Here is a 16,291-nt window from a genome sequence, read left to right as displayed (position 1 = left end):
TCTGTCTGCCAATCGATTTCTTCGACCCGTGGTCAGGTGAAGTCTGAACCGCCATCGACGTTGATGTTGGCACCGGTCATGTAGGAGTTACGCCGCGAGGCGAGGAACGCGGCGACCGGGCCGATTTCGTCCGGCAGGCCCGCACGCGGCAGGTGCGCGGGATGACCGAAATGCTTGGCAATGGCCTCCATCAGGGCATAGGGGTCGTTGCCGTCCACCCCCACCGACTTCGCCCAGCCGACCAGGGATTCCGACGCGATGCTGCCGGGTGAGACCACGTTGACCAGGATTTCGTCTTTGGCCAGCAGCAGCGACAGGTTCTTCGAGACGCTGGTCAGCATCGATTTCGCCGCCGTGTAGGCGGGCAGCATGACACTTTGCCGCTGGGTCGAGTGCGCCGAAAAGTTGACGATGCGGGCCCATTGCGCCTTGCGCAGCAGCGGAAGCGCCGCACGGACGCAGCGCACCATCCCCAGCACGCCGTCTTCGACCGACTGGCGCCACTGGTCGTCGGTCAGATCCTCGAACGTTCCCGCGGCGCCCGGCCCCACCGTGATGACAAGGGCATTGAGTGCGCCGTCCCATCGCCGGGCAAGCTCGCTGAACACCTCACCGACGGCATCGTCGTCGCCGATGTCGGCGGTCAGTCCGATCGCGTCCGGGCTGCCACGTTGCGTGAGATCGCTCACCGCGGCGTCGAGGGCGTCGCGGCTACGGCCCACCACCGCCACCCGAGCGCCTTCGTCGGCGAGGCAGCGCGCCGTCGCCAAGCCCATGCCGCGGCTACCGCCGACCACCACCGCAGTGGCATTCGCCAGCCCTAGATCCATTGCTTAATCCGTAGCCCTAGTCTGGTCATTTTCGCCTGTCCAGCCGGTTTACCAAAAAGCCTACGATAGGTATTACAGTAGCAGAGGAAGAATGCGACACGAAGGCGTATACGCAGGTCAGAAGAGAAGTGCCGGTAAATTCAACTGTACCGGCAGTACGGCTGCCAGACCGCAGGTACGGAACGGAATTTGATGGAGGTGCCCGTAGTGGCAAAACAGGCAACCGCCGATAAGCGCCAACGGCGCGAACGCGGGTCCATCAATCCCGATGACATCATCAGCGGCGCATTCGAACTCGCGGAGGAAGTGTCGATCGACAACCTCAGCATGCCGCTGCTCGGCAAACATCTCGGTGTCGGTGTGACGAGCATCTACTGGTACTTCCGCAAGAAGGACGACCTGCTCAACGCGATGACGGACCGTGCGCTGAGCAAGTACGTGTTCGCCACTCCCTATGTCGAAGCCAGCGACTGGCGCGAGACATTGGCCAACCATGCGCGCTTGATGCGTAAGACGTTCATGGGCAACCCAATTCTGTGCGACCTGATTCTGATTCGGGCGGCCCTTTCCCCGAAGGCGGCGCGGATGGGCGCTCAGGAGATGGAAAAGGCGGTCGCCAATCTGGTGCAGGCCGGGCTGTCACCGGAGGATGCGTTCGACACCTATTCGGCGATTTCGGTTCACGTGCGCGGTTCGGTGGTACTGCAACGGCTCTACGAAAAGAACCAGTCGTCGGACGTCGGACCCCGCGCAATCGAAGACGCCGTGTCCATCGACCCGGAGAAGACCCCACTTCTTGCCCAGGTGACCCGGATAGGCCACCGCATCGGCGCGCCCGATGAAACCAACTTCGAGTACGGGCTCACCTGCATCCTCGATCACGCCGGCCGGCTGATCGACGAGAGCAAGGGTTCGAAGGACGGCAAGGCGGCGCCGGCACGGCAACGCAAGCCCGCCAAGTCGGCTTCCACGCGCGGCCGAACCAAGGCGGCAGCTACTCGCTAGCCCCGCACCAAACGCCTTGTCAGCCCTCGGGTTCCGGGACGTGGAAATGCTCGTCGCGTAACCGAAACGCTTCCTTCGCGCCGTGCTGCGCACGGGTTTTGACGAAGTTGAATTCGCCCGGCCCGAATTGCAGGTTCGTGCCGAAGGCGTGGAACAGGTAGCTGGCGACCTCTTCGCCCTGGTACACCTGGCTCTGCTCGACAAGCCGGAACGCCTCCTTGGCGATGACGACACCGTCGGCGGGCATCTTCGCCGCCTTCTCGGCCCAATAGCGCGCCCGGGCCGTCACCGCGCCGGGAGCGCAGGTGTCGGTGAAGACGCCGAGGTGCTCGATCTCCCCCGCCTCGATGATGTCGCCGGTCAACAACAGGCGTCGGGCCAGCACCGGCCCGAGCCGGTGGAAGAACATGTGCAGGCTGCCGAGCGCGGGGCCCAGGAAACGGGTTGCCGGCATGCCGATCTTGGTGTCCCGCGCGATCACCGAGATGTCGGTCATCAACGCCATCTCGAAACCGCCGCCGAGGGCGTAGCCGGCGATCTCGCCCACCGTCACCTTCGGGAAGCCCATGAAATTGTGATAGAAGCCAAAGGACCTGCGGTCCACGGTAAGTCGCCGGCGCTGACTGGGGCGGCGGTTGGCGGTCCGGTCGTCGCCGGCCGCCTGGTCCGGCGGCGCCGACGAGCCATACCAGCCGTAGGCATTGTTCATGTCGGCACCGGTGGAAAAAACTCCCTCGGCCCCGCGCAGTAGCACCACCGTGAGGTCGTCGTCGTCGGCCACCCGGTCCAGACAACGGGCGACGGCCTCGCGCATGGCCGCGTCATAGGAATTCCGTTGTTTGGGGTTGTTCAGCGTGATGGTCGCGATGCGCCGATCGGGATCGACGTCGAAGAGCACGCGATCGTCAGAGGTGCTCGAGCCGGTCATGTATTGGACTCCTTTCGGCGCCTGCCGAATCGCGATCCGGCAAGCTTCTCCGGCCGTGACGCCAACGTGTTGACCTCGCCGGTACACAGGACTTCGTCGTCGAGCAGCAGCCGCCCGGTCGACGTGATGCCGCGCTCGCCCTGCAGGCGGGCGATGTCGAAGCGCAACTCGGTCAACACCGGTGTCGGCCGGCGGAAGGTCACGACGAGGGATCGCGTTTTGCCGGAAAGCCCGGTGACGCAATTGTGGTGCTGAATGACGCAGTCGAAGAAGACGCCCAGGAAGCCACCGTGCACCAGTCCCGGCGGCCCCTCGTATATCAGGGGGAAATCGACTGTGCCCGTCGCGTTTTCGGCATCCAGGTGGTCGAACCGGTATTCGGGAAAGCTCGGATTGTAGGCACCGATATCGGTTGCGTGGTTCAGGTAGACGCGCCGGGGATCGTCGGGCATTTCGCCGATGCGCGGCGCGTTGTCGGCAGGCGCCGCGGCGGCCAGCTCGCGTTCCCACTCGGCGAACTTCTCCAGCATGGCGTCCACCGCGCGGTGCGGGTGCTCGAGGGACACCAGCAGCGAGCTGAGGCGCCGCATGGCGGCTGCCGCGGCCACCGTCTGGGCAAGCGGCGCCTCGCCGAATCTCGCGTCGCCGTTGCTCGTCGGCGCGGGCGCGGCGGGCCCCTCCTCGATCGGCATAGGCGCCGCTCCTCCTCAGTGCTTCGCTTCGCGTGGTCGCCGGCGCGGGTCGTGGTTTTCTCTTCCACCCCGTTGTTTCGCAGGCAGCGTATCCTTGCTAACTTATACAGCGTATCAATCGTATTGCCTACTGTATGGGTAACCGTATCGGCGAGGAAAGGCCGGATTCGACGGTGAGTCAGGGGGCCGACACGGCCGGTACCGAGGGCTCGGTAACAGTGCACCGAGACGGTGCGGTGTTGCTGGTTACGCTCGATCGCGCTTCCCGGCGTAACTCGTTGACGCAGTTGATGATCCGGTCTTTGGTCGACGCACTCACCGACGCCGCGGCCGACGATTCGCTGCGGGCCGTGCACATCCGTGGCGCCGGCGACGACTTCTGCGCCGGCGCCGACTGGGTGGCGGCCAACGATCCCGGCGGCCAACGTCCCCGCGCCGGGGACCTGGTGCGGAGAATCCCCCACGCCGCCCACCGCGTCATCGAGCTCATCGCAAGCATCCAGCTGCCGGTGGTGTGCAGCGTCCGGGGATGGGCCGTGGGATTCGGCTGCAATCTCGCGCTGGGCGCCGACTTCACCGTGGCCGCCGACGACGCGGTGTTCTGGGAGCCGTTCGTCGGCCGCGGGTTCAGCCCGGACTCGGGGTCCACCTGGCTGCTGCCCCGGCTCGTCGGCCTGGCGCGGGCCCGGCGCATGCTGCTGCTCGGCGAGAAGGTGGGCGCGCCGGACGCGGCCGACTGGGGATTGATTCACCAAACGGTAAGCGGCCCCGACCTCGAACATGCCGCCGAGGAGTTGGTCGGCCGGCTGGCCTCCGGGCCGACCGCGGCGATCGGACTGGCCAAACAGGCGCTGAACTTCGGCCAGCATGCGACGCTGAGCCAGTCGCTGACCCAGGAGCTGTTCAACCTGGAATTATCCTGCCGAACAAGCGATTTCAAGGAGGGTCTGGAAGCCTTCCGGCAGCGACGGGATCCGGATTTTCGTGGACGCTAACTCTTGGGCATCGAGTGTGGGCCCTACGCACGGGAACTGCCTCGAATCCGTCCATATGCCCCACACTCGACGTTCATACGAAGGGACGACCGATGCCCACTGATTCGTTCGACACGATCAAGTACGAGGTCGACGGACACACCGCGACCATCACCCTGAACCGTCCGGACGCCCTCAATGCGCTCAGCCCGCACATGATCACCGAGCTTCGGGCCGCATACGACGAGGCCGAAAACGACGACAACGTCTGGCTGACCATCGTCACCGGCACCGGCCGCGCGTTCTGCACCGGCGCCGACGTGAAAGAGATACCCGAAGACGGCAAGGTGATCTACGAGCGGCCATACCTGTCGACGTACGACCAATGGGAGGCGCCGCAGGAGGGCACACCGCCGTTTCGCACCATGGCCAAGCCCGTGCTGACCGCGGTGAACGGAATCTGCTGTGGCGCCGGCATGGACTGGGTCACCACGACCGACATCGTCATCGCCTCGGAGCAGGCGACATTTTTCGATCCGCACGTCAGCATCGGGCTGGTGGCCGGCCGGGAGCTGGTGCGGGTGTCTCGGGTGTTGCCCCGCTCGATCGCGCTGCGAATGGCCCTGATGGGCAAGCACGAGCGGATGGGCGCCGGGCGCGCCTACGAGCTCGGGTTGATCAGCGAGATCGTCGAGCACGATCGCCTGCTGGAACGGGCCCACGAGATCGCTGACATCGTGAATTCCAATGCGCCGCTGGCTGTCCGGGGAACCAGGCTGGCGATCCTCAAAGGCCTCAACGTGCCGCTGCACGAGGCGGAGATACTCGCCGAGACCTTCCGGGAGCGTGTGCTGCGCACCGAGGACGCGCAGGAAGGCCCCAGAGCGTTCGTCGAGAAGCGCAAACCGAATTGGCAATGCCGATGACCTTCGAAACCATTCTGCTCGAGGTCGACGCGGACGACCATGTCGCCACGATCACGCTGAATCGCCCTGGGCAACTCAACGCGTTCAACCGCACCATGTGCGAGGAGATGGCCCGCGCGTGGCGGATGGTCAAATTCGACGATTCGGTGCATGCGGTGGTATTGCGTGCCTCCGGCGACCGGGCATTCAGCGCCGGGCTCGATATCAAGACGCCGTACGGCCAGCCCGAAAACGTCTGGAATCACGAGGATCCCGGGGAACTGCTCAGCCCCAAATGGCAGAAGATGTGGAAACCGGTGGTGTGTGCGGTTCAGGGCATGTGCACCGCGGGGGCGTTCTACTTCATCAACGAATCCGACGTGGTCATCTGCGCCGACGACACCACCTTCTTCGATTCGCACGTATCGGCCGGACTGGTCTGCGCGCTGGAGCCGATCGGCCTGATGCGGCGCATCGGCCTGGGCGAGACGTTGCGCATCGCACTGATGGGAAACGACGAACGGGTCAGCGCCGACACGGCGCTTCGCATTGGGTTGGTGTCGGAAGTGGTTGGCGCCGAGACGCTGTGGGACCGCGCCCACGAGATCGCGGCCACCATCGCCGCCAAGCCGCCGGCCGCGACCCAGGGCACCGTCAAGGCAATCTGGGAATCGCTGGACAAGCCGTACCGCGCCGCATTGGACCAGGGCCTGATCTACACGCGGCTGGGAAACCCGTTGGGCACGGCGGAACTCGCCGCTCAGCACGATTCCCCGGCCCCGCCCGCCGCGCGGACACCGAAGATACGCTGATGCCGCGTCACCCATTGGTTCAACGCATCGCCGACGTGCTCGACCTCCAACCGGAGTCGCACGCCATCGAATATGGCGGCCAATGGATCTCCTGGGCTCGGGTCGGCGCATCGGCGCGACGCATCGCTGCCGTCACCGAGGGAGCCGAAGTCGGGATGCTGCTGCGCAACCGGCCGGGGCACGTGGCGGCCTTCCTGGGCGTGCTGCTCGGCGGTGGCACGGTCGTGGTCATCAACCCCTCGCGCGGTGACAAGCGCACCAAGACCGACGTTGCCGGGCTGCGGCTTCCCGTGATCATCGGCGAGCGCGACGATCTGACGAGGCTGGTCGACGCGGGCACGCCGACGGTTACGATCTCGGGCCTGCTGGACGGCGACGACGTTCCCGCGCCGCGTACCGGCGACGCCGGTCCGCCGTCCGGTGTCGCCGTGCGCATGCTGACCAGCGGAACGACGGGCCCGCCGAAGCGAATCGACCTGGGCTACGACATGTTGGCGCGCAGCGTGATGGGCGCCGAACCCGACCGCGCGCCGGCGCCGGTGGAGCCGCGCCGCGGCGTCGCCATCGTGAACTCGCCGCTGGTGCACATCGGCGGGGTATTTCGTGTGTTGCAATGCATCACCGAGGCAAGGCCGTTCGTGCTGCTGGAGAGATTCGAGCTCACCGCATGGGCCGAGGCGGTGCGCAAGCACCGGCCCCGCGCGGCGTCGCTGGTACCGGCCGCCCTGCGCACGGTATTGCATTCCGATCTTTCGCGCGCCGACCTGGAAAGCCTCCGCGCCGTCACCTGCGGGACGGCGCCGCTGTCGGCCGAGGATGCCGATGCCTTTACCGAGAAGTACGGCGTGCCGGTGTTGACCTCGTATGCAGCAACCGAATTCGGTGGCGGCGTGGCGGGCTGGACTCTTCCCGACCACCAGCGGTACTGGAAGACCAAGAGGGGCAGCGTCGGTCGGGCCAACCCGGGCGCGCAGCTCCGGGTGGTCGCAGAGGACGGAACACCGCTGGGCCCGGACCAAGTCGGCCTGCTGGAGGTCAAGCCGGGCCAGCTGGGGCCCGCCGCGCAATGGATGCGGACCACCGACATGGCGCGCATCGACGACGACGGCTTTCTCTGGATCGTCGGCCGCGCCGACCAGGCGATCATCCGCGGCGGCTTCAAGGTGATGCCCGACGACGTGCGCGCCGCTTTGGAAAGCCACCCCGCGGTGGCCGGTGCGGCCGTAATCGCCCAACACGACGAGCGGCTCGGCGAGACGCCGGTCGCCATGGTCGAGCTCCGCCAGCCCGCGTCGGCCGACGAGCTGGTGGCGTATCTGCGCGAGCGACTGGCTCGCTACGAGATACCCACCGAAATCGCGATCGTCGACGCCCTCCCTCGAACACCTTCGGGGAAGGCCGATCTCGGCGCGATTCGGGGCTTCTTTCGCGAGCCCGCAATGCAGCGCGACCATGCCCGTTGAGTCGTTGACGGTCGCCCAGACCCTGCGGCATCAAGCCCGCGCGCGCGGGGGCCACCCGCTGCTGGTCTGCGACGATGACCGGATCAGCTACGCCGACGCCGATCGGCGCTCGGCTGAGCTGGCCCGCGGGTTGATCGCCCTCGGCGCCGGCAAGGGAACACATGTGGGCCTGCTCTATCCGAACGGACCCGCGTTCGTCGTCGGGATGCTGGCGGCGGCCCGGATCGGCGCCGTGGTGATCCCGTTCTCCACCTTCGTCACCGCCCGCGAGCTGCGCGAGCAACTGGTCGACGGCGACGTTGCAATCTTGTTGACCGCCGCGTCTTTTCGCTCTCACGATTACGTGCAGCGACTGTCCGAGATCCTCCCGGACGCCGACCTCGGTTCCCGATTGCTGTGTGCGGCAGCACCCCAGCTGCGCCACGTCGCGGTCACTCACGAGGCCGTGTACCGGCTAGCCGATTCCATCGACCCCGCGCTCCTGACGGCGCTGGAAGATGACGTCGCAGAATGTGATCCGCTGACGATCGTGTACACGTCGGGATCCACCAGCGCCCCCAAGGGGGTGGTGCACACCCACGGTGCCCTGCTCGCGCACCAGCAGAACCTCAACGACATCCGGGGTCTGAAAGCCGACGACCGATTGTTCTGCAATTCGCCGTTCTTCTGGATCGGCGGGCTGGCGTTCGGCCTGCTCGCAACCCTGCTCGCCGGATCGACCCTGGTGTGTTCCAACGCCACCGATGCGGGCGCGACGCTCGACCTGCTCGAAGCCGAAAAGCCGACCATCACCAACGGTTTCACGGCGGCGATCGCCCACCTCACCGACCACCCGAGCTTTCCCCAGCGCGATCTGTCGTCGATGCGGCGCGGCAACCTCTACCCGATCATGGCGCCCGACGCCCGCCCGGCCGACCCGGAACTGCGGCACAACATGCTGGGCATGACCGAGGCCGGCAGCGTCGTGCTGATCGGCGACGACGAGTCCGACCAGCCCGAGCACCGGCGCGGATCGTTCGGCAGGGCGGCACCGGGATTCGAGACCAAGGTCATCGATCCCGATACCGCGGCCGCCGTACCGGTCGGCGAGATCGGCGAACTGTGCCTGCGCGGGCCCTACCTGATGCAGCGCTACCACAAGCGCAGCCGGGAAGAGTGTTTCGATGCCGACGGCTGGTTCCACAGCGGCGACCTGGTGCGTGTCGATGCCGACGGATTCGTCTATTTCGTCGGTCGGCGCAGCGCGATGATCAAAACGTCGGGTGCCAACGTCTCGGCGGCCGAAGTGGAGAAGGCCATCGGCAGGGTCACCGGCGGAGCGCAGGCCTATGTGATCGGCATTCCCGACGCGCGGCGCGGTCAGGTCGTTGCCGCGGTGGTTGTCCAGGACGGGAGTGCGGCGGACTTCGACGGCGCCGCGCTGGGCGAACGACTCCGAACGGAGCTGTCCGCGTACAAGATTCCCAAGCGGTTCGTCGCCCTGCGCAGTGCCGAGGTTCCGCTGCTGTCCAGCGGCAAGGCCGACGTGCGTCAACTCAGAAAGCTCTTCGATGTCTAGCACCATCGACCACCTGGTGCGGCTGCGGGCCGCCCACGATGGTGACACGCCGATGGTGATCGATCCCGCCGCCCGGATGACCTACCGCGAACTCGACTCGACCACACGTGATTTGGCCGCAGCCTTTGTCGAAGCCGGCATCGGCAAGGGCACCCGGGTAGGACTCATCATGCCCAACGGCACCCGCTGGGTGCGGGTCGCCATCGCCCTGACCCGCGTCGGCGCGGTGCTGGTCCCGCTGAGCACCCTGCTGACCGCCGCGGAGCTGGCCGCGCAACTGCGTACGGCTGCGGTGCAATTCCTGATCAGCGTCGAGGAATTCCGCGGCCACCGCTACCTCGACGACCTGCCGACGGCGCGACAAGCCGAACTCCCTGCGTTGCGCCAGGTTTGGTCGATCGACCGACTCGACAGCGCGGTCGCTAGCGAAGCTGCCCGCAGCATCGTGGACGCCATGACCGCGACGGTCACGCCCGCCGACCCGCTGGTCATCATGTTCACCTCGGGCAGCAGCGGATCGCCCAAGGGAGTCGTCCATTCCCACGGCAACGCGTTGGGCGCCGTGCAGTCGGGCCTGGCGGCGCGTTGCATCACCTCCGAAACCCGCCTGTACCTGCCGATGCCGTTCTTTTGGGTGGGCGGTTTCGGCAGCGGGATACTGTCCGTCCTGCTGGCCGGCGCCACCCTGGTGACCGAGGAAATACCCCGGCCGGAAACGACCCTGAAACTGCTGGAGGGCGAACGGGTCACGCTGTTTCGGGGCTGGCCGGACCAAGCCGAGGCCTTGGCACGGCACGCCGGCGAGGCCCACGCTGACCTCTCGGCTCTACAGGCGGGAAGTCTGCAGGCCCTGTTGCCTCCCGAGCAGCGCGCCCAACCCGGCGCCCGGGCGACGCTGTTCGGCATGACCGAGGCCTTCGGGCCGTACTGCGGCTATCCCGCCGACACCGACATGCCCGCGACGGCCTGGGGCAGTTGCGGAAAGCCGTTCGCCGGCACAGAAGTCCGCATTGTCGATACCGACACCGGTGAGCCCGTCGCAGCGGGAGCCACCGGCATGATCCACATCCGCGGCCCGCATACCCTGCGCGGCATCTGCGGGCGGACCCGCGAGGACCTCTTCACCGCCGACGGCTTTTACCCCACCGGTGACCTCGGCCACCTCGACGAGGATGGCTTCCTGTTCTACCACGGGCGATCCGATGACATGTTCAAGGTCAGCGGGGCGACCGTCTACCCCAGCGAGGTCGAGCGCGCGCTGCGCACCATCGACGGCATCGACAACGCCTTCGTCACCAATGTGCCGGGCACGACGGGTGATCGGGTGGGCGCGGCGGTGGTGTGTGGCGATCGCGCACTGAGTGCCGAGCCGCTGCGCCGCTCGGCACGAACCCTGCTGAGCGCCTTCAAGGTCCCGACGGTCTGGCTGCTGCTGGATTCCGACGACGACGTGCCGCGCGGCGGCACCGGCAAGGTCGACATCCGCCGACTCCGCGAGATGCTGGCCGACGAGGCTCAGGGGACCCGCGTCCAGGGCTGACAGTTCTGCGACTCGAAGGCCTTCACCGATGAGTTGATGTTCGCGAACATCGGGCCGATGGAGGTGTTCGTTTGGAGCACATGGTCCTTGTTCGCGTCCGGCGTGCTGTAGGTGAACCACGAGCACATCGACTCCTGGGTCGGCACGTTGTTGATCCACACTCCGAAGGTCGATCCCGACCCGCCGGTGTGATAGAGGCCCGGTGCGATGTCGGGCCCGACGACGAAGACACCGTTGCCCGGGATCGGGTCGAGCAGGTCGGCATTCGCCGGTGCGGCGAATGCGAGTGCGCTAATGCAGGCGACGAACACTGCCGATGCACGAAGCGGTGGCGACATTCTTCCTCGCTCTGCCCTCTTGCCCCCTTGCGTTGCAGCGTATGCCTAGTTGGGCGTGCGCAACAAGAGATGCCGCCGCGGTGGCCTTAGGGAGAACCGGCGCCGGCCTCGACGACCACCCCACGCGCAACGAGGTGGTCGATCAACGGAACCGCACCGGCGGCAAGGTGTTCCGACATGGCCGCCCGGGCGAGCTTGTCGTCGCGCTTTTTCAGGGCGGACAGGATCCGCCGGTGGTCCTGCATCGATTGCTCGGGCCAGCCCTCGATCGCGGGAAACACCGATTCGGGGGCGTAACGGGTGATCTGAGACATCAGTTGGGCGAGCTTGGGCGAGTCCGCCGCGACATTGATCGCGCGATGGAATTCGTGGTTCAACCGGACGGTGTGTTCGTGTTCGTCGCCTGCATAGGCGGCCTCCAGCTGCGCCTGGATCTCCTTGAGTTCGCGCAACTGCTCGTCGGTGATGTTGAGCGCCGCCCGCGCGGCCAATTCACCACCGACGTGCGCCTGCACGTTCGCCACATCGGTGAGGTCGCGTCCGGTGACCGGCAACACCACAAAGCCGCGTCGCGGCTGCTGATTGATCAGGCCCTCGGCGCACAGCGCGAACAGCGCCTCACGCACCGGGGTGACACTGATGCCCAGCTCCGCAGCCAATTGATCCAACCGGACGTACGATCCGGCGGCGTACGTGCCGTCGAATATCCGCCTGCGGATAATCCGCGCAACGTCCTCCGAAAGTTGAGGCCGCGCAGCGAAATCCGGAACGCTCATCTGCTTACACCTGATACTCGGCGAGCAGTCGCTTGCTGATGATGTTCTTCTGGATCTCGCTGGTGCCCTCTCCGATGAGCAGGAACGGCGCGTCACGCATCAGCCGCTCGATTTCGTATTCCTTGGAATAGCCGTAGCCACCGTGGATCCGGAAACTCTGTTGGGTGACCTCGGTGCAATACTCGCTGCACAGGTATTTGGCCATCCCGGCGGCCACGTCATTGCGCTCCCCCGAATCCTTCAGGCGTGCCGCGTTGACCATCATCAGGTGTGCGGCTTCGACTTTGGTCGCCATCTCGGCCAATTGGAATGCGATGGCCTGATGTTCGGCGATCGGCTTGCCGAAGGTCTCACGTTGTTGGGCGTAGCGCACCGCGAGCTCGAAGGCGCGAATCCCGACACCGCACGCGCGCGCAGACACGTTGACCCGGCCGACCTCGATGCCATCCATCATCTGGAAGAAGCCCTGTCCCGTCGTGCCGCCGAGAACGTCGTCGGCGCCGGCCTGATAGCCGTCGAAGATCATCTCCGTCGTTTCGATGCCCTTGTAGCCCAGCTTGTCGATCTTGCCCGGGATCCGCAGGCCGGGAACGACTTCGCCGAAACCGACCGGCTTCTCGACGAGGAACGCCGTGAGGTTGCGGTGCGGCTTGTCCGAGCCCTCGTCGGTGCGCACCAGCACCGCCACCAGCGTCGAGGTGGCGCCGTTGGTCAGCCACATCTTCTGGCCGTCGATGGTGTAGGTGCCGTCGTCGTTGCGCCGGGCCCGGGTGCGGATCGCGGCCACGTCGGAACCCAGCTCCGGCTCCGACATCGAGAAGGCGCCGCGGGTTTCCCCGGCGGCCATGCGTGGCAGGAACCGCTGCTTCTGCTCGTCGGTGCCGTGCTGGCGCAGCATGTACGCCACGATGAAGTGCGTGTTGAGCACTCCGGACACGCTCATCCAACCGCGCGCCAGCTCCTCCACGCACAACGCGTAGGTCAGCAGCGACTCCCCCAGCCCGCCGTATTCCTGCGGAATCATCAGGCCGAACAGGCCCATCTCCCGCATCTGGTCCACGATTTCCTGAGGGTAGGTGTCACCGCGCTCGAGCTCGGCCGCGTGCGGAATGACTTCCTTCTCGACGAATTTCCGTACGGTGGCGATGATCTCGGTCTGGATCTCGGTCAGTCCGAGGGTCTGGGCGAGTTTGGTCATGTGCTGTCTTTCCCTTTCGGCCGCTCAGCAGGCGATGGTCTTGGCGTTCGTCAGACGCTCGATGTCGGTGGCGCTCAACCCCAGACGCGCCAGGACGTCGGCGGTGTCGGCCCCCAGGGCGGGCGCGGGCGCGGGGGCCGGATGGGTGCCGTCGAACGCGGCCGGCAGGCCCGGGGCGAGGTAGTCGCCGAGACCCGGTTGGCGCAATCGCGAAAACATCGGATTTTCAGTGACCTTCGGTCCCGCTGCGACCTCGGCGAAGGTGCGGTACCGCTCGAACAGCACCGTGGTGCCCGACAGCGCGGTGGTGATCTCGTCGGCGGTGTGATCGCCGAACCAGGTGGCGAACAGACTCGACAGCACATCGCGGTAGCGGTAACGATCGCCTTCGGCACCGAAATCGGCGCCCAGTGCCTCGGCGAGGGCTGACACCGCGGCGTCCGTGCCGGTCACCGCGAGCAGGTCTCGAAAGTGCCGATTGGTCAACGTAACCACCATGAACCTGGCCCCGTCGCTGCTGGTGAAGTCCTGCCCGTACTGGCCGTAGATGGCGTTGCCCAGCCGTTCGCGTTGTGTCCCGACGACTTGCGGCTCGGTCAGCAGCCCGAGGTTGGCGGCGGTGGCCAGGGCCACGTCCTCCAGCGCCAGACTGATCCGCGCCCCCGCCCCGGACTGTTCGCGGTGGCGCACCGCAGTGACGACGGCCAGCGCGGCGTACAGCCCGCAGCACACGTCCCAGGCCGGCAGCACGTGATTGACCGCACCGGCATGATCGGCCGGACCGGTGACGAGCGGATACCCGAGGCCCGCGTTGACCGTGTAGTCCACTCCGGTGGAACCGTCACCGCGCCCGAGCAATTGGACGTGAATCACGTCGGGGCGCTTGGCCGTCAGGACATCGTGGCCGAGCCAGGACAAGCCCGCGGCGTTGGTCACGACGACGCCGTCGCCCTGGATGATCAGCCGCTGGACCAGTTCCTGGCCGTCCGGGGAGCGCAGATCGATGGTGGCGGAGCGCTTTCCCTTGTTCAGCCCGGTCCAGTAGATCGAGGTGCCGTCCGCCGCCAACGGCCACCGGTGCACGTCGGAGGCGCCACCGATGGGATCGACGCGAATGACTTCCGCGCCAAGCTGACCGAGCGTCATGCCGCACAGCGGCGCGGCGACGAAACTCGACACCTCCACCACGGTGAGGCCGTCCAGCGGCAACCCCGATCGGGTCATCGCGATGCGACCCGCTCGAAGACGGCGGCAAGGCCCTGGCCGCCGCCGATGCACATGGTCTCCAGGCCGTAGCGGGCCTCGCGACGATCGAGCTCGCGCGCCAAGGTCGCCAGCATCCGCCCGCCCGTCGCGCCGACCGGATGGCCCAGCGAGATCCCCGAACCGTGCACATTGGTCCGCTCGTGGTCGGCGGCGCCGAACTTCCATTCCCGCATCACCGCAAGCGCTTGGGCGGCAAAGGCTTCGTTGAGCTCGATGAGGTCGATGTTCGACAATTGCAGGCCGGCCCTGGCCAGCGCCACCTCGGTCGCGGGCACCGGCCCGATGCCCATGACGTTGGGCGCGACCCCCGCCACGCCCCACGACACCAGGCGCACCAACGGCGTCAGCCCGAATTCGTCGGCCTTCTCCGGCGTGGTGACCACGCACATCGACGCCGCGTCGTTCTGTCCGCTGGCGTTGCCTGCGGTGACCGTCGCCTCCGGATCATCCTTTACCAGAACGGGTTTGAGCTTGCCCAGCGATTCGACCGATGTGTCGGCGCGTGGGTGTTCGTCGGTGTCGACGACTTCCTCGCCGTTTCGGGTGGGGATGATCACGGGAATTATTTCCGAGGCCAGGATGCCGTCTTTCTGCGCGGCAACGGCACGCTGGTGGGAGCGCACCGCGAGCTCGTCTTGCTCCCGGCGTGAAATGCCGTACTGGCGGCGCAAATTCTCGGCGGTTTCCAGCATTCCGCCGGGTACCGGGTAGTTGCGGCCGCCGGCGGTCGTGCGTCCCCGGGCCAGCCCGTCGTGCACCCGTACCCCGTGGCGGGCGCCACCCCAGCGCATGTCGGTGGAGTAGAAGGCGACGTTGCTCATGCTCTCGCAACCGCCCGCGACGACGAGATCGCTGTCGCCGCTGCCCACCTGCAGGCACGCTTGGATGACGGCCTGCAGGCCCGACCCGCAGCGCCGGTCCACTTGCATGCCCGGAACCGTCACCGGCAGACCGGAATCCAGCGCCACCACGCGCCCGATCGCCGGCGCGTCGCTGTTGGGATAGCAGTGGCCGAGGATCACGTCCTGCACGGCGTCGGGCGTCAGCCCGGTCCGCTCCAGCAGCCCCTTGAGTGCGGTGACACCGAGGTCAACCGCGGTCAGCGATTTGAACATCCCGCCGTAACGGCCGATGGGCGTCCGGACGGGCTCACAGATGACGGCCTGGCGCATGGCGCTCACAGGTGCCGGCCGCCGGTGATTTCCATAACGGTGCCGGTCATGTACGACGACAGGTCGGACGCCAGGAACAGCGCGACGCTGGCGACCTCGCTGGGCTCACCGGCCCGGCCCATCGGCACCTCGGCAACCTTGGAATCCCAAATGCGCTGCGGCATGGCCTCTGTCATGGCGGAGCGGATCAAGCCGGGGGCAATCGCGTTCACCCGGACGCCCAGGTATGCCAACTCTTTGGCGGCCGCCTTGGTCATGCCGACGATGCCGGCCTTGGCCGCCGAGTAGTTGGTCTGGCCGATCATGCCGACCTTGCCCGACACCGAGGACATGTTGATGATGGCGCCGCGCTTGTTTTCCCGCATGACGTTGGCGGCCAGCCGGGTGCCGTTCCAGGTCCCCTTCAGGTGCACGTTGATCACCTGGTCGAATTGTTCCTCGGTCATCTTGCGCATCGTCGCGTCCCGGGTGATGCCGGCATTGTTGACCATGATGTCCAGGCCGCCGAAGCGCTCGATCGCGGTCTGGATCAGCGTTTCGACGTCGGACGACTGGGTGACGTCGCACCGGACCGCGACGGCGACGTCGTCGCCGCCCAATTGCTTGGCCACCACCTGGGTTTCCTCGAGGTTGACGTCACCGAGCACGACTCGCGCACCCTCGGCGACGAAGCGCTCCGCTATCGCCAACCCCAGCCCTTGCGCTCCGCCTGTGATGACTGCGGTCTGACCTGACAACAACGACACCTGATCACTCATCCTTCACTGCTATCGCCTCCACCGGGCACGTGCCGGCAAATATCATATTTGATATAGGATCCTGCTCTGAACCGGG

16 protein-coding genes are annotated in these 16,291 nt (G+C 66.5%); 7 read left to right on the top strand and 9 right to left on the bottom strand.

From position 1 onward, the window contains the following. Positions 1 to 32 precede the first annotated feature (32 nt). Entirely contained in the window at positions 33 to 830 is a 798-nt protein-coding gene (locus A5688_RS14370; RefSeq protein ID WP_067837923.1) for an SDR family NAD(P)-dependent oxidoreductase, read from the bottom strand. Positions 831 to 1,022: 192 nt separating this feature from the next. Here A5688_RS14370 and A5688_RS14365 point away from each other — a divergent pair, with 192 nt between their 5' ends. Continuing rightward, on the top strand, positions 1,023 to 1,835 hold the full coding sequence (locus A5688_RS14365; protein WP_067837921.1) for a TetR/AcrR family transcriptional regulator: 813 nt from the start codon (positions 1,023 to 1,025) through the stop codon (positions 1,833 to 1,835). Positions 1,836 to 1,854: 19 nt separating this feature from the next. Here A5688_RS14365 and A5688_RS14360 read toward each other — a convergent pair whose 3' ends face one another. Together A5688_RS14360 and A5688_RS14355 are read right to left on the bottom strand one after the other, a co-directional pair. Next, entirely contained in the window at positions 1,855 to 2,763 is a 909-nt protein-coding gene (locus A5688_RS14360) for an enoyl-CoA hydratase/isomerase family protein (RefSeq protein ID WP_067837919.1), read from the bottom strand. After that, positions 2,760 to 3,455 (bottom strand): hypothetical protein, encoded by a 696-nt coding sequence (locus A5688_RS14355; RefSeq protein ID WP_067837916.1) that lies wholly within the window; start codon positions 3,453 to 3,455, stop codon positions 2,760 to 2,762. Before A5688_RS14355 ends, A5688_RS14360 begins: the two co-directional genes overlap by 4 nt. Before the next feature lie 173 nt (positions 3,456 to 3,628). Here A5688_RS14355 and A5688_RS14350 point away from each other — a divergent pair, with 173 nt between their 5' ends. The 6 genes from A5688_RS14350 to A5688_RS14325 all read left to right on the top strand — a co-directional run bounded on the left by A5688_RS14350 (position 3,629) and on the right by A5688_RS14325 (position 10,707). After that, positions 3,629 to 4,450, top strand: a complete 822-nt coding sequence (locus A5688_RS14350; RefSeq protein ID WP_067838025.1) for an enoyl-CoA hydratase/isomerase family protein — start codon at positions 3,629 to 3,631, stop codon at positions 4,448 to 4,450. Between the two features lie 92 nt (positions 4,451 to 4,542). Further along, positions 4,543 to 5,355, top strand: a complete 813-nt coding sequence (locus A5688_RS14345) for an enoyl-CoA hydratase/isomerase family protein (RefSeq protein WP_067837913.1) — start codon at positions 4,543 to 4,545, stop codon at positions 5,353 to 5,355. Beyond that, on the top strand, positions 5,346 to 6,146 hold the full coding sequence (locus A5688_RS14340) for an enoyl-CoA hydratase/isomerase family protein (RefSeq protein ID WP_067837911.1): 801 nt from the start codon (positions 5,346 to 5,348) through the stop codon (positions 6,144 to 6,146). Before A5688_RS14345 ends, A5688_RS14340 begins: the two co-directional genes overlap by 10 nt. Further along, on the top strand, positions 6,146 to 7,609 hold the full coding sequence (locus tag A5688_RS14335; protein ID WP_067837909.1) for a class I adenylate-forming enzyme family protein: 1,464 nt from the start codon (positions 6,146 to 6,148) through the stop codon (positions 7,607 to 7,609). The genes A5688_RS14340 and A5688_RS14335 overlap by 1 nt, the downstream gene beginning before the upstream one ends. Further along, a complete protein-coding gene (locus A5688_RS14330; RefSeq protein ID WP_067837905.1) occupies positions 7,599 to 9,167 on the top strand; it encodes a class I adenylate-forming enzyme family protein in 1,569 nt (522 codons plus the stop codon). Before A5688_RS14335 ends, A5688_RS14330 begins: the two co-directional genes overlap by 11 nt. Then, the gene (locus A5688_RS14325) at positions 9,160 to 10,707 is read left to right on the top strand and encodes a class I adenylate-forming enzyme family protein (RefSeq protein ID WP_067911534.1); all 1,548 of its coding nucleotides are present in this window, start codon (positions 9,160 to 9,162) and stop codon (positions 10,705 to 10,707) included. Before A5688_RS14330 ends, A5688_RS14325 begins: the two co-directional genes overlap by 8 nt. On the opposite strand, the gene A5688_RS14320 is transcribed toward A5688_RS14325, so the two are convergent. The 6 genes from A5688_RS14320 to fabG all read right to left on the bottom strand — a co-directional run bounded on the left by A5688_RS14320 (position 10,683) and on the right by fabG (position 16,215). Next, a complete protein-coding gene (locus A5688_RS14320) occupies positions 10,683 to 11,045 on the bottom strand; it encodes a hypothetical protein (RefSeq protein ID WP_067837900.1) in 363 nt (120 codons plus the stop codon). The two genes, A5688_RS14325 and A5688_RS14320, sit on opposite strands and share 25 nt — an antisense overlap. Before the next feature lie 86 nt (positions 11,046 to 11,131). Beyond that, positions 11,132 to 11,821, bottom strand: a complete 690-nt coding sequence (locus A5688_RS14315; RefSeq protein WP_067837898.1) for a GntR family transcriptional regulator — start codon at positions 11,819 to 11,821, stop codon at positions 11,132 to 11,134. Positions 11,822 to 11,825: 4 nt separating this feature from the next. Next, entirely contained in the window at positions 11,826 to 13,019 is a 1,194-nt protein-coding gene (locus tag A5688_RS14310) for an acyl-CoA dehydrogenase family protein (protein ID WP_067837895.1), read from the bottom strand. Between the two features lie 24 nt (positions 13,020 to 13,043). After that, entirely contained in the window at positions 13,044 to 14,243 is a 1,200-nt protein-coding gene (locus A5688_RS14305) for a CoA transferase (protein WP_067911537.1), read from the bottom strand. Then, on the bottom strand, positions 14,240 to 15,466 hold the full coding sequence (locus A5688_RS14300) for an acetyl-CoA C-acetyltransferase (RefSeq protein ID WP_067837889.1): 1,227 nt from the start codon (positions 15,464 to 15,466) through the stop codon (positions 14,240 to 14,242). Before A5688_RS14300 ends, A5688_RS14305 begins: the two co-directional genes overlap by 4 nt. Further along, positions 15,463 to 16,215 carry a 3-oxoacyl-ACP reductase FabG gene (fabG, locus tag A5688_RS14295; RefSeq protein WP_067837883.1) on the bottom strand — a complete coding sequence of 251 codons (753 nt, stop codon included), beginning with the start codon at positions 16,213 to 16,215 and terminating at the stop codon, positions 15,463 to 15,465. The genes A5688_RS14300 and fabG overlap by 4 nt, the downstream gene beginning before the upstream one ends. Positions 16,216 to 16,291 lie beyond the last annotated feature (76 nt).

The sequence above is a fragment of the Mycobacterium mantenii genome (assembly GCF_001667865.1).
In the GTDB taxonomy this organism is placed as follows: Bacteria; Actinomycetota; Actinomycetes; order Mycobacteriales; family Mycobacteriaceae; genus Mycobacterium; species Mycobacterium mantenii_A.
The sequence above is the reverse complement of the archived record's forward strand: the minus strand, read 5'-3'. Positions and strand labels throughout refer to the sequence as shown.